Source organism: Burkholderia sp. BCC1644 (genome assembly GCF_902833225.1).
In the GTDB taxonomy this organism is placed as follows: domain Bacteria; phylum Pseudomonadota; class Gammaproteobacteria; order Burkholderiales; family Burkholderiaceae; genus Burkholderia.
The window spans coordinates 13,791-32,496 of the sequence record NZ_CADFEI010000035.1 but is presented as its reverse complement, the minus strand read 5'-3'; the positions used below and the strand labels follow the sequence as shown (position 1 = coordinate 32,496).

At 68.2% G+C, this 18,706-nt stretch carries 15 protein-coding genes; 5 read left to right on the top strand and 10 right to left on the bottom strand.

What is annotated here, in order from left to right; all coding sequences use genetic code 11:
• Positions 1-348 precede the first annotated feature (348 nt).
• From msrB to HWX87_RS37165, 4 genes are all read left to right on the top strand, one after another.
• Positions 349-876, top strand: a complete 528-nt coding sequence (gene msrB, locus HWX87_RS37180) for a peptide-methionine (R)-S-oxide reductase MsrB (protein WP_176051761.1) — start codon at positions 349-351, stop codon at positions 874-876.
• Positions 877-911: 35 nt separating this feature from the next.
• Positions 912-2,774, top strand: a complete 1,863-nt coding sequence (locus HWX87_RS37175; RefSeq protein ID WP_176051760.1) for a cytochrome c biogenesis protein DipZ — start codon at positions 912-914, stop codon at positions 2,772-2,774.
• Between the two features lie 60 nt (positions 2,775-2,834).
• Positions 2,835-3,578: a peptide-methionine (S)-S-oxide reductase MsrA gene (gene msrA, locus HWX87_RS37170; RefSeq protein ID WP_176051759.1), complete on the top strand. Its 744-nt coding sequence runs from the start codon at positions 2,835-2,837 to the stop codon at positions 3,576-3,578.
• Positions 3,579-3,907: 329 nt separating this feature from the next.
• Positions 3,908-5,023: an aromatic ring-hydroxylating dioxygenase subunit alpha gene (locus tag HWX87_RS37165; protein ID WP_176051758.1), complete on the top strand. Its 1,116-nt coding sequence runs from the start codon at positions 3,908-3,910 to the stop codon at positions 5,021-5,023.
• Between the two features lie 28 nt (positions 5,024-5,051).
• Here the strand turns inward: HWX87_RS37165 and HWX87_RS37160 are convergent, their stop codons facing one another.
• The 8 genes from HWX87_RS37160 to HWX87_RS37125 all read right to left on the bottom strand — a co-directional run bounded on the left by HWX87_RS37160 (position 5,052) and on the right by HWX87_RS37125 (position 15,587).
• Entirely contained in the window at positions 5,052-5,441 is a 390-nt protein-coding gene (locus HWX87_RS37160) for a cytidine deaminase (protein ID WP_176051762.1), read from the bottom strand.
• Between the two features lie 25 nt (positions 5,442-5,466).
• Positions 5,467-6,783, bottom strand: coding sequence for a thymidine phosphorylase (deoA, locus tag HWX87_RS37155; protein ID WP_176051757.1), 1,317 nt, complete (start codon positions 6,781-6,783; stop codon positions 5,467-5,469).
• Between the two features lie 39 nt (positions 6,784-6,822).
• Positions 6,823-8,097, bottom strand: a complete 1,275-nt coding sequence (locus HWX87_RS37150) for a NupC/NupG family nucleoside CNT transporter (RefSeq protein ID WP_176051756.1) — start codon at positions 8,095-8,097, stop codon at positions 6,823-6,825.
• 254 nt (positions 8,098-8,351) lie between these two features.
• Positions 8,352-9,809: a dihydropyrimidinase gene (gene hydA, locus HWX87_RS37145; protein WP_176051755.1), complete on the bottom strand. Its 1,458-nt coding sequence runs from the start codon at positions 9,807-9,809 to the stop codon at positions 8,352-8,354.
• Between the two features lie 52 nt (positions 9,810-9,861).
• Entirely contained in the window at positions 9,862-11,370 is a 1,509-nt protein-coding gene (locus HWX87_RS37140) for an NCS1 family nucleobase:cation symporter-1 (RefSeq protein ID WP_176051754.1), read from the bottom strand.
• Positions 11,371-11,473: 103 nt separating this feature from the next.
• Positions 11,474-12,787, bottom strand: coding sequence for an NAD-dependent dihydropyrimidine dehydrogenase subunit PreA (gene preA, locus HWX87_RS37135; RefSeq protein WP_176051753.1), 1,314 nt, complete (start codon positions 12,785-12,787; stop codon positions 11,474-11,476).
• 54 nt (positions 12,788-12,841) lie between these two features.
• Entirely contained in the window at positions 12,842-14,179 is a 1,338-nt protein-coding gene (locus tag HWX87_RS37130; RefSeq protein WP_176051752.1) for an NAD(P)-dependent oxidoreductase, read from the bottom strand.
• A gap of 127 nt (positions 14,180-14,306) precedes the next feature.
• Positions 14,307-15,587: a Zn-dependent hydrolase gene (locus HWX87_RS37125; protein ID WP_176051751.1), complete on the bottom strand. Its 1,281-nt coding sequence runs from the start codon at positions 15,585-15,587 to the stop codon at positions 14,307-14,309.
• Between the two features lie 355 nt (positions 15,588-15,942).
• Here HWX87_RS37125 and HWX87_RS37120 point away from each other — a divergent pair, with 355 nt between their 5' ends.
• Positions 15,943-16,641 carry a TetR/AcrR family transcriptional regulator gene (locus HWX87_RS37120; RefSeq protein ID WP_176051750.1) on the top strand — a complete coding sequence of 233 codons (699 nt, stop codon included), beginning with the start codon at positions 15,943-15,945 and terminating at the stop codon, positions 16,639-16,641.
• 81 nt (positions 16,642-16,722) lie between these two features.
• On the opposite strand, the gene HWX87_RS37115 is transcribed toward HWX87_RS37120, so the two are convergent.
• Positions 16,723-17,913 (bottom strand): acetyl-CoA C-acetyltransferase, encoded by a 1,191-nt coding sequence (locus HWX87_RS37115; protein ID WP_176051749.1) that lies wholly within the window; start codon positions 17,911-17,913, stop codon positions 16,723-16,725.
• 18 nt (positions 17,914-17,931) lie between these two features.
• Positions 17,932-18,699, bottom strand: a complete 768-nt coding sequence (locus tag HWX87_RS37110) for a 3-hydroxyacyl-CoA dehydrogenase (protein WP_176051748.1) — start codon at positions 18,697-18,699, stop codon at positions 17,932-17,934.
• Between the last annotated feature and the right edge of the window lie 7 nt (positions 18,700-18,706).

The following is an 18,706-nucleotide window of genomic DNA, read 5'->3' as shown; positions in this document are numbered from 1 at the left end:
CTCCGTGCGAGAAAGTGCCGGGTGTGGCACCGTCCACACCGTGCGGCTCTGGCTGCAATGCTAACCCGCGTTTGCTTCCTCGCCGCAGGCCAGCCCTCTACCTCACGCGAAGTCATACTGCCTAAAAAGACACTAAAAAGTTGCGGCTCGTGCGGGATTTCCGCGGAAGTGGGCGGACCACCAATTTCCCGAAAACCCTTGTCAGACGGGGCTCTGACGGGTTTCTGCGGAACTGACTGGAACACCCGGAAAGTAATCACAATTCATTTAACTTTCCGTGAGGACTTCGACACCGGCCGCTGCCTACGATAGGCGCATGTTTTCAGGACCTGCTTCCAGGAGCCCATCATGCCCACCCGCAGACATCTGCTGTTCGCCGGCGCCACCGGCCTTGCCGCGCTCGCGGCGCTGTCGTCCGCCGGACGCCGCGCGCTGGTCGGCCGTGCGTTCGCCGCGCCGCCGGCCAGCACGCCGGCGGCCCCTTTCGAGGTCACGCTCAGTGACGCCGAATGGCATCGCCGGCTCACGCCCGCCCAATACACGATCCTGCGCGAAGCCGGCACCGAGCGGCCGTACAGCAGCCCGCTGAACGACGAGCACCGGACCGGCACGTTCGCCTGTGCCGGCTGCAGCCTCGCGCTGTTCTCGTCCGCCGCCAAGTTCGACAGCCATACGGGCTGGCCGAGCTTCTGGAAGCCGCTCGACCACGCGGTCGACACCCATATCGACACGACGTTCGGCATGGTCCGCACCGAAGTGCACTGCCGGCGCTGCGGCGGCCATCTCGGCCACGTGTTCGACGACGGCCCGCAGCCGACCGGCCTGCGCTACTGCATGAACGGCCTCGCGCTCACCTTCCACCCGGCTGCCGCCTGATCCGGCCCCACTCCCGACCGACTGGAGAACGCATCATGCTGCTCATCGTCCTTGCCTATCTCGGGGGCGTGCTCACGATCCTGAGCCCCTGCATTCTGCCCGTGCTGCCATTCGTGTTCGCACGCGCCGACCAGCCGTTCGTGCGTACCGGCCTGCCGTTGCTCGCCGGCATGGCGCTGACGTTCGCCGTCGTCGCGACGCTCGCCGCCGTGGGCGGCGGCTGGGTCGCGCAGGCGAACCAGGCCGGCCGCTGGATCGCCATCGTGCTGCTCGCCGTGTTCGGCCTGACGCTGCTGATGCCGCGCTTCGCGGAACACCTGACGCGCCCGCTCGTCGCCGCCGGCAACCGGCTCACCGGGTTCGCGCAACGCGACGGCCGCCCGGCCGGCCCCGCGTCGTCGCTGCTGCTCGGCGTCGCGACGGGCCTGCTGTGGGCGCCGTGCGCGGGCCCGATCCTCGGGCTCGTGCTGACCGGTGCCGCACTGCGCGGCGCGAGCGTCGGTACGACGCTGCTGCTCGTCGCGTATGCGGCCGGCGCGGCAACGTCGCTCGGCGTGGCGCTCGTGATCGGCGGGAAGGTGTTCGCGGCGATGAAGCGCTCGCTCGGCGCCGGCGAATGGATCCGCCGCGGGATCGGCGCGGCGCTGATCGCCGGCGTCGGCGCGATCGCGCTCGGCCTCGACACCGGCGCGCTCGCGCAGCTGTCGACCGTCACGACGGGCGGCCTCGAAACGAAGCTCGTCGATCGCCTCGGCGGACGCTCGAACAGCGCACCGGGCGCGATGGCCGCAACCGGCAACGCCGCCGACAACGCCACCGGCGGTGCAATGATGGCCGCGGCGGCCGATGGCGCACCAGCCACCGGCGGTGCGATGGCCGGCGGCGCGATGATGCGCGCGGCCGTCACGACGCCGTCCGCGCTGCCCGTCGAAGGCACGCTGCCGTCGCTCGACGGCGCCGTGCAGTGGCTGAACTCGCCGCCGCTGACCGCGGCCGGCCTGCGCGGCAAGGTCGTACTGGTCGATTTCTGGACGTATTCGTGCATCAACTGCCTGCGCACGCTGCCGTACACGAACGCGTGGGCACGCAAGTACGCGCCCTACGGGCTCGTCGTGATCGGCGTGCACGCGCCCGAATTCGCGTTCGAGCGCGACATCGGCAACGTGAAGAAGGCCGTACACGACCTCGGCATCGACTACCCGGTCGCGATCGACAACGGCTATTCGATCTGGCGTGCATTCAACAACGAATACTGGCCGGCGCACTACTTCATCGACGCGCAAGGGCGCGTTCGCCATCACCACTTCGGCGAAGGCGAATATGCGCAGTCGGAACGCGCGATCCAGTCGCTGCTCGCGGAAGCCGGCCATCCGGAAGCGCTGAACGTGCCGCTCGGGCTGGCCGGGACGCCCGCGAAGGGTGCGCTCGCGGCAGCCGACAGCGCGGACGTCCGCTCGCCCGAAACCTATGTCGGTTATGCGCGTGCGGAGAGCTTCGCGTCGCCGGGCGGTGCCGCGCGTGATGCAGCGCACCGCTACGACGCGCCGGCCCACCCGGATCTCAACGACTGGGGCCTCGCGGGCACCTGGAATGTCGGCGCCGAGCGTGCGTCGCTCGCTGCCCCCGACGGCCGGATCGTCTACCGGTTCCATGCGCGCGACCTGCACCTCGTGCTCGGCCCGGGTGCGAACGGCCAGCCCGTGCGCTTTCGCGTGACGCTCGATGGCGCGGCGCCCGGTGCCGCGCACGGCGCCGACGTCGACGCGCAGGGCTACGGCACCGTCACGGGCCAGCGCCTGTACCAGCTCGTCCGGCAGCCGGGCGCGATCGCCGATCGCACGTTCGCGATCGAGTTTCTCGATCCCGGTGTCGATGCGTACGCATTCACTTTCGGTTGATCGCGTGCGCCGCCGCCATCCGGCCGCCGCGTTCCCCGACCCGTTCAAAAGGAGCAAATGATGATCCCGATTTCTACCCGTGATGCCGCCGCGCGCCGGCGCGCGGCTTTGCTGCGCCGCATCGGCGCCGTCGCGTTCGCGGCCGCCGCCGTGTTCGGCTACCAGCGCATCGTCAATTCCGCCGAGCCGATGCGCACCGTGCCCGCGCCGACGCTCGACGAAACACCCGGCGCGTCGCACGACGAGACGGCCGTGCTCGCCGGCGGCTGCTTCTGGGGCGTGCAGGGCGTGTTCGAACACGTGAAGGGCGTGAAGCAGGTCACGGCCGGCTATGCGGGCGGCGCATCCGAAACCGCGCACTACGCGCTCGTCGGCTCGGGGCTGACGGGGCATGCGGAATCGGTGCGCATCGTCTACGACCCGACTCAGATCACGTACGGCCGGCTGCTGCAGGTGTTCTTCTCGGTCGCGCACGATCCGACCGAACTCAACCGGCAGGGCCCCGATGAGGGGTCGCAGTACCGGTCCGCGATCTTCCCGACCACCGCCCAGCAACGCGCGGTCGCGACCGCGTACATCGCGCAGCTCGGCACGGCGCACGTGTTCCCCGCGCCCGTCGTCACGCGTGTCGAGGACTACAAGGGGTTCTATGCGGCCGAGGCCTATCACCAGAACTACCTCGAGCTGCACCCCGATGCGCCGTACATCGCGTACAACGACATGCCGAAGATCACCGGGCTGAAGCAGTACTTCCCGGCGCTGTACCGCACCGACGCGGTGCTGTGGCGTGAAGCCCATTCCTGACCGGCCACCGGCCGCGTGACCGGTGACGGGTGACCGGTGACGGGTGACCGGTGACGGGTGACCGGTGACGGGTGACGGGTGACCGGTGACGGGTGACGGGTGACCGGTGACGGGTGACGGGTGACGGTGGGCCGCCCGCCGCGCAGCCGTGCACGACCGGCGCGCGCCGCCAGCCGCCCGGTTTGCGCCGCATCAACGAAACCCCGGCCGCCGTGCCGGGGCAAACCCGCATCGCGTCCGCCGCGGCGGGCAACTTCGCGTAGACTTCTCCTGATCCCCGCCGCTTCCTGCGGCGCCCGGACCACCCGCCCAGCCAGGAGGCGTCACGCATGCTCGCAGTGCCCTTGCCTGACAGCAACACCGTTGGAGAATCGTCCTCCGGCGCGACGGTGCGCGACCTGCGCCGCGTGCCCATTCATCCCGATCACTGGTACCCGCTCGCGTGGTCGCGCGAGCTCAAGCGCGGCAAGACGCTCGGCGTGCACTTCGCCGGCGAGCCGATCGTGCTCGTGCGCACCGAGTCCGGCGCCGTGTACGCGCTCGAAGATCGTTGCGCGCACCGCCAGGTGCCGCTGCATGCGGGCGTCGTCAGCGGCGAAACGCTGCGCTGCTGCTATCACGGCTGGACCTACGCGTGCGACAGCGGCCGCTGCGTCGACGTGCCCTACCTCGGCCGCGAGCGCTTGCCCAACGGCGTGCGTGCGTATCCGTGCCGCGAGTCGCACGGGCTGATCTTCGTGTTCCCGGGCGACGCAACGCTTGCCGATTCACGGCCGTTCCCCGCGCTCGAATCGGCGGACAATCGCGCGTACAAGACGCGCCGTTTCGGCCGCGAGGTCAAGTGCCACTACTCGTTCATGCACGAGAACCTGATGGACATGAACCATCAGTTCCTGCACCGCAAGCAGATGGGACAGATGCGCGCGCGCTCGGTCGGCCGCCGCCGCGGCGACGACTGGGTCGAAGTCGACTACACGTTCGCGCGGATGGAAGGCAAGCAGCCGGTCGGCGAGGCGCTCGTGTTCGGCGCGAGCAAGAAGCCGGCCGACCAGTCCGACAAGAGCGTGATGACGGTACGCACCGGCTACCCGTACCAGACGCTGCAGATCCGGTCGAGCGAAGGCACGCTCGTGATGGACCTGTGGATCGTCTACGTGCCGCTCGACGCCGAACAGCGCACCAACCGCACGTTCGGACTGCTGTCGATCCACAAGCCCGGCATCCCGTTCGCGCTCGATCTCGCGTGGCCGCTGCTCGTGTGGTTCACCGAGCGCATCTTCCGCGAGGATCGCTGGATCGTCGAGCGTGAACAGGAAGCGCACGATCGCCAGGGCGCCGACTGGAATCACGAGGTGTTTCCGGTCATCAACGAATTGCGCGACCTGCTGCGCCAGTGCGGCGCGCGCACCGTGATTCCGATCCGCGACGCGCGCGAAGGCGCGTGATACGTGCGGCTCGCCGCGGCGCGCGCCGTTACAGGCTGAACGCGCCGGGCAGCAACGCGCGGGCCGTCGTGACTTCGACGGCCCCCTTCAGATTGGCCAGGACCACTTCGATGTCGGGCAGGCCGATCTCGATGATCACCTGACGGCACGCGCCGCACGGCGCGATCGGACCATCCGTGTCGCCGACGACCGCGAGCCGCGCGAAGTCGCCCGGACGATAACCGGCGGCGATCGCCGCAAACATCGCCGTGCGCTCCGCGCAATTGCACAATCCGTACGACGCGTTCTCGACGTTGCAGCCGTGGAAAACCGTCCCGTCGCGCGCCTGCAGCGCCGCGCCGACCTTGAAGCGCGAATACGGCGCGTACGCGCGTTCGCGCGCCGCCTTGGCCTGTTCGATCAGTTCGTTTCGTTCCATCGACATGGTGCCTCCGGGAGCAGGATCAGCCGATCCGCTGGTAAAGGGTCGGCGGCGCTTCGCCCGTTTCGCCGAGCACGTAGCTGCGCTGTACTGCATCCACCGCGTGTGCCGCGGCCGCGTCGTCGCGCGCATGCACGTAGCCGAGCGGCTCGCCGGCCTCGACGCGCTGCCCGATCTCCGCCAGCGCCGTCAGTCCGACGCTGACGTCGATCGCGTCTTCCGCGCGCGTACGGCCGCCGCCGAGCGCGACGACCGTCAGCCCGAGCCCGCGACAATCGACCCGCTGCACCACGCCGGTCGCTGGCGACGGAACCGGCACGATCACCGCCGCCCGTGCCAGATGCCGGGCCGCCACGTCGATCAGGTCCGCGGGGCCGCCGAGCGCCGCGACCATTCTCGCGAAGCGCTCGGCCGCCGCACCCGAGTCGAGCGCCTGCTGCAGCTTCGCGCGCGCCTCCGCGACATCGCGTGCCAGTCCGCCGGTGACGAGCAGTTCCGCCGACAGCGCCATCGTCACGTCATGCAGGCGCGCAGGGCGCGACTTGCCCGTCAGGTAGTCGATCGCGCACGCGACCTCGAGCGCATTGCCCGCACACGGCGCGAGCGACTGGTTCATGTCGGTGAGGATCGCGGTCGTCTTCATGCCCGCACCGTTGCCGACATCGACGATGCTGCGCGCCAGTTCCGCCGATTTCTCCGCGGTCGGCATGAACGCGCCGGAGCCGACCTTCACGTCCATCACGAGCCCGTCGAGCCCCGCCGCGAGTTTCTTCGACAGGATCGACGCGGTAATCATCGCGACCGACTCGACGGTCGCCGTTACGTCGCGAATCGCATAGATGCGCTTGTCGGCGGGCGCGAGCCGTGCGGTCTGCCCGATGATCGCGACGCCGACGTCGCGCACCGTGCGGCGAAACGCCTCCGTAGCGGGCATCACGTCATAGCCGGGTATCGCGCTGAGCTTGTCGAGCGTGCCGCCGGTATGGCCGAGCCCTCGCCCCGAGATCATCGGCACGTAGCCGCCGCATGCGGCCACCATCGGCCCGAGCATCAGCGACACGACGTCGCCGACGCCCCCCGTCGAATGCTTGTCGATCACCGGCCCGCCGAGATCGAGCGCACGCCAGTCGAGCACGTCGCCCGAGTCGCGCTGCGCGAGCGTCAGCGCGACGCGCTCGTCGGTGCTCAGGTCGTTGAAAAACACGGCCATCGCGAACGCCGCCACCTGGCCCTCGGTCACGCTGCCGTCGGTCACGCCGCGCACGAACGCGGCAATCCCGTCGCGATCGAGCGGTTGCCCGTCACGCTTCCTGCGAATGAATTCCTGCGGTAGAAACATCGTTGCCTCTCTTCGATCGGTCGGAGTCTACTGCACGAATCAATGCAGCGAAAAGAACAGGCCGGCAATCGCCGCGCTCATCAGGTTCGACAGCGTCGCGGCCGTCAGCGCGCGCAAGCCGTGGCGTGCAACTTCCGAGCGGCGCTCGGGCGCGACCGCGCTGAAGCCGCCCGCGAGAATCGCGATCGACGAGAAGTTCGCGAAACCGCACAGCGCGAACGACACGATCGCGAGCGTCTTCGGGTCGAGCACCTGCAAGCCGGCCGCCGCGACGTGCTCGCCGCCCTTCAGATACGGCGACAGGTCGCCGTACGCGACGAATTCGTTGAAGATCAGTTTCTCGCCGATGAAGTTGCCGGCCAGCGTCGCATCGTGCCACGGCACGCCGATGATCCACGCCAGCGGCGCGAACAGGTGGCCGATGATGCCCACCAGGGTGACCTGCGGAAAGCCCGCGAACGCGGCCGCGCCGCCGACGATCAGGTTCATCAGTGCGATGAGCCCGACGAACGCGATCAGCATCGCGCCGACGTTGATGGCGATCCGCATGCCGACCGACGCGCCGGACGCCGCGGCCTCGATCACGTTCGCGGCCCGCTTGTCGTCGAAATCGAGACCGTCGACCACGACGCGGCTCGGCTCGACGGTCGGAAACAGCAGCTTGCCGAACAGCAGCCCGCCCGGCACCGCCATGAACGACGCGGCGAGCAGGTACTCCATCTTCACGCCGAGGCCGGCGTAGCCGACCAGCACCGAGCCGGCGACCGATGCCATGCCGCTCGCCATCACCGTGAAGATCTCGGCGCTCGTCATGTTGCGCACGAACGGCTTCACGAGCGCGGGCATCTCGCTCTGCCCGAGGAAGATCGTCGCGACGGCCGAACATGCCTCGATGCGGCTCACGCCGAGCACTTTCGCGAGCCCCGCGCCGAGGATCGCGACGATCCACTTCATCACGCCGATGTAGTACAGCACCGAGATCAGCGCGGTGACGAAGATGATCATCGGCAACACGCGCAGGCCGAATACGAAGCCGCCGTCGCCGAACAGCTGGAACATCTTGGCGTCGACCAGCCCGCCGAACACGAACGCGATGCCGTGATTGCCCATGTCGAGCACGCGATTGACGCCGCTCGCGGCCCCGGCCAGCGCCGTGCGGCCCGACGGCACGAACAGCACCAGCGCGCCGATCGCGAACTGCGTGAGCAGCGCGGCGATCATGGTCCGGCCGCTTACCGCACGGCGGTTGTTCGACAACAGATAGGCAACCAGCAACAGAAACAGCATACCGAGGAGACTGCGCAGAATATCCACCTTGTGCTCCTTTCTCACTATTTGAACTGTCCGGCGGGCGGCCCTTGCCCGCGGCCCCTTCATGGGGTTGGTGGATGTTACTCGCTCGATGCGCAAGCCTGCAACGACGTCAAAATCGCTGCGTTCAATTGGATCGATCGTTGCTTCCTTCGCGCTTCGCCTGTTTGATCAGTTGTTCTATCTACCGTGCGTAAACGTGTCCGGGGCGTGCCGTTCGCCGCTTGAACGGACACGCCCCGCATGACCTGCGTCGTTCAACCCGCGCGTTCGACCGGATGCGGCTCGCGCAGCCGGTTCGCGATCCGCGCGGCTTCGTAATAGCCGGCCGCCGGCGGGCGCTTCAGGTAGCGGCCCGCGCCGCGCTCCGCGCGCAATTCGCCGTCGGCCCACGCGAGCGCACCGCGCGTGAGCGTGTGCGTCGCCACGCCCTGCACCGTCATCCCTTCGAACACGTTGAAGTCGACCTGCTGGTGGTGGGTCTTGACCGAAATCGTCTTCGTCGCGGCCGGGTCCCACACGACGAGGTCGGCATCGGCGCCGACCTGCACCGCGCCCTTGCGCGGATACAGGTTGAAGATCTGCGCGGCGTTCGTCGACGTGATCCGCACGAACTCGTTCGGCGTGATGCGCCCATGATTCACACCGTGATGCCACAGCACCGACATGCGATCCTCGACGCCGCCGCAGCCATTCGGGATCTTCGTGAAATCGTCGCGGCCCATCGCCTTCTGCGACGCGCAGAACACGCAGTGGTCGGTCGCCGTCGTATGCAACTGCCCCGACTGCAGCCCGCGCCACAGCGCCTCGCGATGCTCGGCCGAGCGGAACGGCGGGCTCATCACGTGCGCGGCCGCACGCGTCCAGTCCGGATCGCGATAGACCGCCTCGTCGATCACGAGGTGGCCCGGCAGCACCTCGCCGAATACGCGCAGCCCTTCGCTGCGCGCACGGGTGATCACGTCGACCGCATCCTTCGCCGACACGTGCACGATATACACGGGCACGCCGAGCACCTGCGCGATGCGGATCGCGCGGTTCGCGGCCTCGCCCTCGACCTCCGGCGGTCGCGACAGCGGATGCGCCTCCGGCCCCGTCATCCCGCGCGCGAGCAGCGCCTTTTGCAGCTGGAACACCAGCTCGCCGTTCTCCGCGTGCACGGTCGGCAGCGCGCCGAGTTCGAGCGAACGCGTGAAGCTGTTCACGAGCACCTCGTCGTCGGCCATGATCGCGTTCTTGTACGCCATGAAGTGCTTGAAGCTCGACACGCCGTGCTCGCGCACGAGCGTGCCCATGTCGCGGTGCACGCTCTCGTCCCACCACGTCACGGCCACGTGGAAGCCGTAATCGGACGCCGACTTCTCGGCCCAGCCGCGCCATTCGCGGAATGCATCCATCAGCGGCTGCTTCGGGCTCGGGATCACGAAGTCGATGATGCTCGTCGTGCCGCCCGACAGCCCGGCGGCCGTGCCCGAGTAGAAATCGTCGCTCGCGGTCGTGCCCATGAACGGCAGTTCCATGTGCGTATGCGGATCGATGCCGCCCGGCATCACGTACTGGTCGTGCGCGTCGACGACGGTTGCGCCGGCGGGCGCGTCGATCTGCTCGGCGATCTGCAGGATCGTGCCGCCGTCCTGCGGGTCCGCGCAAAGCACGTCCGCGCGATAGGAGCGGTCCGCATCGACCACGGTGCCGCCGCGAATCAGGATTGCCATTTGGTTGCCTCCTCGTTGACTGTCGGGTGCCGCACCACACGCCTCTCGCGCGTCATGCGCTCGCGATCTGCGCGCGCTGTCCGGCGCGCCACTTCATCCAGGTGCCGTACACGCACGACGCCAGCACGAGGCCGACGAACCACGCGTACGTATAAAGCGTGTTGAAGAAGGCCGGCACGTTCGGGAACGACGCCGGAAATGCCGTGTGCAGGAAGCCGGGCAGGTTCGGCAGCACGCCGACCGCGAGCGCGGCCAGCGCGGCCGGGTTCCAGCCGCGCGCGTAGCTGAAGCCGCCGCGTTCGTCGAACAGCGCGCGCGTATCGAGCTGCGTGCCGCGAATCAGGAAGTAGTCGACCATCAGGATGCCCGCGACGGGCCCGAGCAGCGCCGAATAACCGACGAGCCAGGTGAAGATGTAGCCGTCCGTCGTCGCGAGGATCTTCCACGGCATCATCACGATCGCGATCGTCGCGGTAATCATCCCGCCGGTGCGGTACGAGATGGCTTTCGGCCACAGGCTCGAGAAGTCGTACGCGGGACCGACCAGATTCGCGGCGAGGTTGCAGCACATCGTGTCGAGCGTGAGAATCACGAGCGCGATGCCCACGCCGATCCCCGTCATCCGGCTCGTCAGGTCGATCGGATCCCAGATCGCGTTGCCGTAGATCACGACGGTGGCCGACGTCACGACGACCGATACCACCGACAGCAGTGCCATCGGCAGCGGCAGCCCGATCGACTGCCCGATCATCTGGTCGCGCTGCGAATGCGCGAAGCGCGTGAAATCGGGAATGTTCAGCGCGAGCGTCGCCCAGAAGCCGACCATCGCGGTCAGGCCCGGCCAGAACGTCGCCCAGAACAGCCCGGCCTTCTTGCCGCCGGCCGCGAACTGCGACGGCGCCGACAGCATCGAGCCGAACCCGCCGGCCTTCGACGTCGCCCACCAGACGAGCGCCACGCACATCACGACCTTGATCGGCGCGGACCAGCTTTCGAGCCAGCGGATCGAATCGGTGCCGTGCCAGATGAAGTAGATCTGCAGCGCCCAGAACACGAGGAAGCACGCGAGCTGCCCGAATCCGATGCCGACGACCGGCAGCGCCGCGCCGTGCAGCGCGTTGCCGGTCAGGATGTTCAGCAGCGTGTAGATCGCGCTGCCGCCGAGCCAGGTCTGGATCCCGTACCAGCCGCATGCGACGATCGCGCGCAACAGCGCCGGCAGCTTCGCGCCCTGCGTGCCGAACGACGCGCGCACGAGCACCGCGTACGGAATCCCGTGCTTCGCGCCCGCATGGCCGATCAGCAGCATCGGCACGAGCACGATCAGGTTGCCGAGCAGCACCGTCGTCACCGCCTGCCACGGCGACATGCCTTCCTGGATCAGCCCGGCCGCGAGCATGTACGACGCGATGTTCATCACCATCCCGACCCACAGCGCCGCGAAGTGATACCACTTCCACGTGCGCTGCGCCGGCGTCGTCGGCGCGAGGTCGTCGTTGTACAGGCTGCCGCCGTGCGCCGCGGCGCTGTCGGGATCGGCGGGATTCGCTGCGGATTTCATCGATCGCACTCCACGCAAAACGTCAGCGCCGGCATCGTGCGATGCCGGCCCAGGGGGTAACGAAAAACGGCGGCGCAGAAAATTCCGCGCCGCCGGACGCCGGTCAGGCCGCCTTCTTCGCGTGCTTCTCGGGTGCCGCCGCCGCACCTGCACCCGCATCCGCGCTCGCCGGATTGTTCGGATGCGTGGTCCAGTTCGCGTAGTCGCCCGAATCGACACGCTCCATCGTGATGCATTGCTCGACCGGACACACGTGCATGCAAAGATTGCACCCGACACATTCCGAATCGACCACTTCGAAGTGCCGCACGCCGTCCTTCGTCGCCGTGATCGCCTGGTGCGACGTGTCCTCGCACGCGATATGGCACAGTCCGCACTGAATGCAGCGGTCCTGATCGATGCGCGCCTTGATGTCGTACTTCAGGTTCAGGTATTTCCAGTCGGTGACGTTCGGCACCGCGCGGCCGCGGATGTCGTCGAGCGTCGCGTAGCCCTTCTCGTCCATCCAGTTCGACAGCCCGTCGGCGAGGTCCGACACGATCCGGAATCCATAATGCATCGCGGCGGTGCACACCTGCACGCTGCCGGCGCCGAGCACCATGAACTCGGCCGCGTCGCGCCACGACGAGATGCCTCCGATGCCCGAGATCGGCAGGTCCGGCGTTTCCGGATCGCGCGCGATCTCGGCCACCATGTTCAGCGCGATCGGCTTGACTGCCGGGCCGCAATAACCGCCATGCGTGCCCTTGCCGTCGACGGTCGGCATCGGCGCCATGTGGTCGAGATCGACCGCGACGATCGAGTTGATCGTGTTGATCAGCGACACGCCGTCCGCGCCGCCCTTGTACGCGGCGCGCGACCCCATCCGGATGTCGCTGATGTTCGGCGTGAGCTTCACGAGGCACGGCAGCTTCGTGCCCTCCTTCACCCAGCGCGTGACCATCTCGACATATTCGGGCACCTGCCCGACGGCCGCGCCCATTCCGCGCTCGCTCATCCCGTGCGGGCAGCCGAAGTTCAGCTCCACCGCGTCGGCCCCCGTATCCTCGACGAGCGGCAGGATCCATTTCCAGTCGCGTTCGTTGCACGGCACCATCAGCGATACGATCAGCGCACGATCCGGCCAGTCGCGCTTCACCTGCGCGATCTCTCTCAGGTTCACGTCGAGCGGACGGTCGGTGATCAGCTCGATGTTGTTCAGCCCCGCCATGCGCTGACCGTTCCACTGCACAGCGCCGTAGCGCGAACTGACGTTGACGACGTGCGGATCGAGCCCGAGCGTCTTCCAGACAACGCCGCCCCAGCCCGCCTCGAATGCGCGGTTGACGTTATAGGCCTTGTCGGTCGGCGGCGCGGACGCGAGCCAGAAGGGATTCGGCGAGGTAATGCCTGCGATGGTGCAGCGAAGGTCGGCCATGTTCGGCTCCGTGAGAATGGGGTCGTGATCGGTGTGCTCGGGTACGCCGTGCGCTCAGGCCGCCTTCGCGTCGCGTGCGGCGAGCGCCGCGTCGATCGACGCGGCCGCGCGCTTGCCGTCCTGCACGGCCTGCACCGTGAGGTCGACGCCGTCCGTCGCCGCGCAATCGCCGCCGGCCCACACGTCGGGCAGCGCCGTGCGCCCGTCCGCCTCCACCGCGATGCGCGTGCCGTCGGCCGTCAGCAACGCGGCCGCGACACCGTCAGGCGCCAGCGTCTGGCCGATCGCCTTCAGCACCATGTCCGCATCGACGGTGAAGCGCTCGCCCGATGCGGCTTCGAATTCGACGCCCGTCACCTGCCCGTTCGCGCCCGCGATGCGCACGGGCTTCGCGTGCGTGACGAGCGCCACGCCGCTCTTCTGCGCAAATTCGCGCTCGGCCCACGTCGCGCTCATCGCGTCGACGCCGCGCCGATACACCATCGTCACGCGCTCGGCGCCGAGCTTGCGGCTCTGCACGGACGCATCGATGGCCGTATTGCCGCCGCCGATCACGACCACGCGCCGCCCGACCGGCACGTTCTCGAGCCCGTCGGCCTGCCGCACCTGTTCGATGAAGTCGACCGCGTTCATCACGCCGCCGAGTTGCTCGCCGTCGATCGCGAGCGCCCGCACGCCGCCGAGGCCCATCGCGAGGAACACCGCGTCGTGCTGCTCGCGCAGCGCGTCGAGCGTCACGTCGCGTCCGAGCGCGACGCCCGTTTCCAGCGTGATGCCGCCCACCGACAGCAGCCACTCGACTTCGCGCTGCGCGAAATCGTCGACCGTCTTGTATGCGGCGATCCCGTATTCGTTGAGGCCGCCGGCCTTCGGGCGCGCATCGAACAGCGTGACGCGATGCCCGGCCAGCGCGAGCCGGTGCGCGCACGCGAGCCCGGCCGGCCCTGCGCCGACCACCGCGACGTGGCGGCCCGTCTCGGGCGCGCGCCGGAACTGCACCGCGCCGGTCTCCATCGCCCAGTCGGTCGCATGCCGCTGCAGCGCGCCGATCGCGACGGGCTGCGCATCCTGGTGATTCCGCACGCACGCGCCTTCGCACAGGATCTCGGTCGGGCACACGCGTGCGCACATCCCGCCGAGCGGATTCGCGGAGAGGATGTCGGTCGCGGCGCCCTTCAGGTTACCGTTGCCGATCTTGCGGATGAAGCTCGGGATGTCGATCTGCGTCGGGCACGCCTGCACGCACGGCGCGTCGTAGCAGTAGTGGCAGCGGCTCGCGGCGGCTGCGGCGGCGGTCGGATCGAGCAGCGGCGCGATATCGGAGAATTCGCACGAGAGTTGCGTGGACGACAGGCGATGCGCGGCGATATCGCCGGTTGGCTTGGTGGTCATACGCGTTCCTTCGACTGAGTGGAGACAAAGCCGTCCCCGCCGGCTGCGAATGCACAGTCGGGGCGGTCATGCTGAGGAATCCTGTAGTCAGGCGATACGCAGCCTCCGGGCTGCTACGGTCGATGCGTCATGAAGCCGGCTCGCATGCGCGCGACAGCATCGCGTGCAGCAGCACGTTCGCGCCGGCCTCGATCCATGCGGGCGTCGCGTCCTCGATCTCGTTGTGGCTGATGCCGTCGACACACGGCACGAACACCATCGATGTCGGCGCGACCTGAGCCAGATAACATGCGTCGTGCCCTGCGCCCGACACGATGTTGCGATGCGAGTAGCCGAAGCGATCGGCCGCGCCACGCACGGCTTCGACGCACGCGGCATCGAACGCGACCGGCTTGTAATAGAAGATCTGCTCGAGTTCCGTTTCGAGCCCGATGTCGGCCGCGATGCGCGCGACACCGTCGCGCAGCGCAGCATCCATCTTCGCGAGCACGGCGTCGTCCGGATGCCGGAAGTCGACGGTGAAGAACACGCGGCCCGGAATCACGTTGCGCGAGTTCGGGTGTACCTGCATCATGCCGACCGTCGCGCAGCCGAACGGTGCATGATCGAGGCCGATCCGGTTGACGAGATCGACCACGCGCGCCGCGCCGAGCAGCGCATCGCGGCGACGCGGCATCGGCGTCGGCCCCGCATGCGCTTCCTGGCCGGTGAACGTGATCTCGTACCAGCGCTGCCCTTGCGCGTCGGTGACGACACCGATCGTCTTGCATTCCGCTTCGAGAATCGGCCCCTGTTCGATATGCAGCTCGAACGCCGCATGCAGCTTGCGCCCGCCGCACGGCACGTCGCCCGCATAGCCGATGCGCGCCAGTTCCTCGCCGATCGTCTTGCCGTCCACGTCCTTGCGCGACAGCCCGTATTCGAGCGGGAACACGCCGGCGAACACGCCGGACGCGACCATCGCGGGTGCGAAGCGCGAGCCTTCCTCGTTGGTCCAGATCACGACCTCGACCGGATGCTCGGTCTCGATCCCGTGATCGTTGAGACTGCGAATCACCTCGAGGCCGCCAAGCACGCCGTAGATGCCGTCGAAGCGGCCGCCGGTCGGCTGCGAATCCGCGTGCGAGCCCGTGACGACCGGCGCCGCGTCGGCCACGCGGCCCGCGCGGCGCATGAACACGTTGCCCATCGTATCGACCGTCACCGTGCAGCCGGCGGCCTTCGCCCAGCCGACGATCAGGTCGCGGCCGGCCTTGTCGAGATCGGTCAGCGCGAGGCGGCACACGCCGCCTTTCGGCGTTGCGCCGATCTTCGCGACTTCCATCAGGCTGTCCCACAACCGCCTCCCGTCGACCTTGATCGACGTGTCGAACGCTGCCCGCTTCACTGTTTCCGATACCGCATTCATTCGTATCGCTCCTGTGGGGTCGGTAATGTCGTCAGCCGGTCTGTGCCGGTGCGTGTCATGCCTGTTTCGGGGCAACGCCGCCCAAGCGCGGTGCATGCCCCGATCGTTCGCGAAGTTCGTCCGACGAATCCGGTCGAAAGGTTTCCGCCGCTCGTCGAATCCTGTCCGATTGGACAGGTTTTAGACGATCAAAATGACCAAAGCAATGTCTTTCTTGCCGGAATCTACAGAGCGAGAAACGTGCCATCGCAGCGCAGCATCGCGGCGGATGCGCGCTATCCCCATGCGTGCGCTCGACGTAGATCAGCGGCTAGAATGAAGCCCAACGCGGCATGCCCGCCGCGCGAGGGTAACGATGAGACATGACGAGGCGGCAACCGAAGCCACCGACAGCGACGAAACGTCCGCCCCTTTGCGGCGACGCAAGGCACACATCCGCGAGTCCAACGAAGCGCATCTGCTCGCCTGTGCGGAGGCCGTGTTCGCCGAACGCGGGCTCGACGGCGCGAGCACCGCGATGATCGCGGAACGCGCCGGTTTGCCGAAAGCGAACCTGCATTACTACTTCCCGACGAAGCTCGCGCTGTACCGCCGCGTGCTCGACGACCTGTTCGAGGACTGGCATCGCGCGGCCGGCTCGTTCGAGGCCGGTGACGATCCGGTGGAGGCGATCGGCGGCTACGTGCGCGCGAAGATGGCGTTGTCGCAGCGGCGCCCGCTCGGCTCGAAGGTCTGGGCCAACGAGATCATCCACGGCGCGGAGCACATGCAGGACATCCTGTCGGAACGCGTGAAGCCGTGGTTCGATACGCGCGTGAGCGTGATCGACGGCTGGATCGCGCGCGGGCTGCTCGCGCCGATCGACGCGCATGCGCTGATGTACCTGATCTGGGCGACCACGCAGCACTATGCGGATTTCGATGCGCAGATCCGCGCGCTGAGCGGCAAGCGCACCTTCACGAAGAAGGCGTTCGACGAGAAGACCGAGCAGATCGTGCAACTCGTGATTCGCGCATGCGGCGCGGTGTCGCCGAACGCGCGATCCCCGGAATAAAAAACGGGCGACGGGTCGCGCACAAGTCCGCCCTGCGCGATACCCGTCGCCCGCGTTGCAGCGATCGCGATCCGCGACGCGTTACGCGATGCGCTCGATCGCGATCGCCGTCGCCTCGCCGCCGCCGATACACAGCGACGCGACGCCGCGCTTCAGGCCATACGTTTCGAGCGCGGCCAGCAGCGTCACCATTACGCGCGCACCCGATGCGCCGATCGGATGCCCGAGCGCGCACGCGCCGCCATGCACGTTGACCTTCTCGTGCGGCAGGTCGAGATCGCGCATCGCGGCCATCGGCACGACCGCGAACGCTTCGTTGATCTCGAACAGGTCGACGTCGCGCAGGTTCCAGCCGGTTTTCTCCGACAGCTTGCGCAACGCGCCGATCGGCGCGGTCGCGAACAGGCCGGGCTTGTCCGCAAACGTCGAATGCCCGACGATCACGGCTTTCGGCGTGAGGCCGAGGCGCTCGGCTTCCGAGCGGCGCATCATCACGAGCGCGGCCGCACCGTCCGAGATCGACGACGCGTTCGCGGCCGTCACCGTGCCACCTTCGCGAAACGCCGGCTTCAGCGTCGGAATCTTGTCGAGCTTCGCGTTGCCCGGCTGCTCGTCGATCGACACGACGCTTTCGGTCTTGCCGGCCTTCACGGTCACCGGCGCGATCTCCGATACGAAATGCCCTTCGGCGATCGCGCGCTGCGCACGCGTCAGCGATGCGATCGCGAACGCATCCTGCGCCTCGCGCGTGAACTGGTACGCCTGTGCGCAATCCTCGGCGAACGTGCCCATCAAGCGGCCTTTTTCGTACGCGTCTTCGAGCCCGTCGAGGAACATGTGGTCGAGCACCTGCCCGTGCCCCATGCGCATCCCTGCGCGCGCCTTCGGCAGCAGGTACGGCGCATTCGTCATGCTCTCCATGCCACCCGCGACGGCCACCGCCGCCGAACCGGCGAGCAGCAGGTCATGCGCGAACATCGCGGCCTTCATCCCCGAACCGCACATCTTGTTGACCGTGGTCGCGCCCGCGCCGAGCGGCAGCCCGGCCTTCAGCGCGGCCTGTCGTGCCGGCGCCTGGCCCTGGCCGGCCGGCAGCACGCAGCCGAACACGATTTCGTCGATGCGTTCGGCCGGCACATTCGCGCGCTCGAGCGCCGCGCGAATCGCCACCGCGCCGAGGTCGCTCGCGCTGGCCGCCGCCAGGTCGCCCTGAAAACCACCCATCGGCGTACGCGCCGTGCCAACGATTACGATCGGATCCTGAGTCGTCATGATTCGCTTCCTCCAGTGTCAGCGCGGTGCCATGCGCAACGCGCCATCGAGACGGATGACTTCGCCGTTCAACATCGTGTTCTCGGCGATGTGGCGCACCAGCGCCGCAAATTCTTCCGGGCGGCCGAGCCGCGGCGGGAACGGCACGCTCTTGCCGAGCGCATCCTGCACGTCCTGCGGCATGCCGGACATCATCGGCGTCGCGAAGATGCCCGGCGCGACCGTCACGACGCGAATGCCGAAGCGCGCGAGTTCGCGCGCGATCGGCAGCGTCATGCCCACCACGCCGCTTTTCGATGCAGCATACGCCGCCTGCCCGATCTGCCCGTCGAACGCGGCGACCGATGCGGTGTTGACGATCACGCCGCGCTCGCCTTCCGCATCGGCGTCCTGCTTCGACATCGCTTCGGCGGCCAGCCGGATCATGTTGAATGTGCCGACCAGATTGATCGATACCGCACGCGCGAAGCGCTCGAGCGAGTGCGGGCCTTCGCGGCCGACGACCTTCTCGCCCGGCGCGACGCCCGCGCAGTTGACCAGCGCGTCGATGCGACCGAACGCGTCGCGCGCGGCGGCGACAGCCGCCTGCCCATCGGCTTCGCTCGTCACGTCGGTCTTCACGAAGCGTGCGGCCGCACCGAGTTCGTGCGCGAGGCTCGTGCCCGCATCGTCATTGACGTCCAGCAGCACGGCCTTGCCGCCCTGCTCGACCACCATGCGCGCCACCGCGGCGCCGAGGCCCGAACCGGCGCCCGTAATCAGAAAAACGCGATCCTTGATATTCATTCGCAGT

Coding starts and splice junctions, on each gene's coding strand:
- HWX87_RS37110 (WP_176051748.1), bottom strand. CDS start 18,699: ATGAATATCAAGGATCGCGTTTTTCTGATTACGGGCGCCGGTTCGGGC.
- HWX87_RS37140 (WP_176051754.1), bottom strand. CDS start 11,370: ATGAAATCCGCAGCGAATCCCGCCGATCCCGACAGCGCCGCGGCGCAC.
- preA (WP_176051753.1), bottom strand. CDS start 12,787: ATGGCCGACCTTCGCTGCACCATCGCAGGCATTACCTCGCCGAATCCC.
- HWX87_RS37165 (WP_176051758.1), top strand. CDS start 3,908: ATGCTCGCAGTGCCCTTGCCTGACAGCAACACCGTTGGAGAATCGTCC.
- hydA (WP_176051755.1), bottom strand. CDS start 9,809: ATGGCAATCCTGATTCGCGGCGGCACCGTGGTCGATGCGGACCGCTCC.
- HWX87_RS37130 (WP_176051752.1), bottom strand. CDS start 14,179: ATGACCACCAAGCCAACCGGCGATATCGCCGCGCATCGCCTGTCGTCC.
- HWX87_RS37175 (WP_176051760.1), top strand. CDS start 912: ATGCTGCTCATCGTCCTTGCCTATCTCGGGGGCGTGCTCACGATCCTG.
- HWX87_RS37120 (WP_176051750.1), top strand. CDS start 15,943: ATGAGACATGACGAGGCGGCAACCGAAGCCACCGACAGCGACGAAACG.
- msrA (WP_176051759.1), top strand. CDS start 2,835: ATGATCCCGATTTCTACCCGTGATGCCGCCGCGCGCCGGCGCGCGGCT.
- deoA (WP_176051757.1), bottom strand. CDS start 6,783: ATGTTTCTACCGCAGGAATTCATTCGCAGGAAGCGTGACGGGCAACCG.
- HWX87_RS37125 (WP_176051751.1), bottom strand. CDS start 15,587: ATGAATGCGGTATCGGAAACAGTGAAGCGGGCAGCGTTCGACACGTCG.
- HWX87_RS37115 (WP_176051749.1), bottom strand. CDS start 17,913: ATGACGACTCAGGATCCGATCGTAATCGTTGGCACGGCGCGTACGCCG.
- msrB (WP_176051761.1), top strand. CDS start 349: ATGCCCACCCGCAGACATCTGCTGTTCGCCGGCGCCACCGGCCTTGCC.
- HWX87_RS37160 (WP_176051762.1), bottom strand. CDS start 5,441: ATGGAACGAAACGAACTGATCGAACAGGCCAAGGCGGCGCGCGAACGC.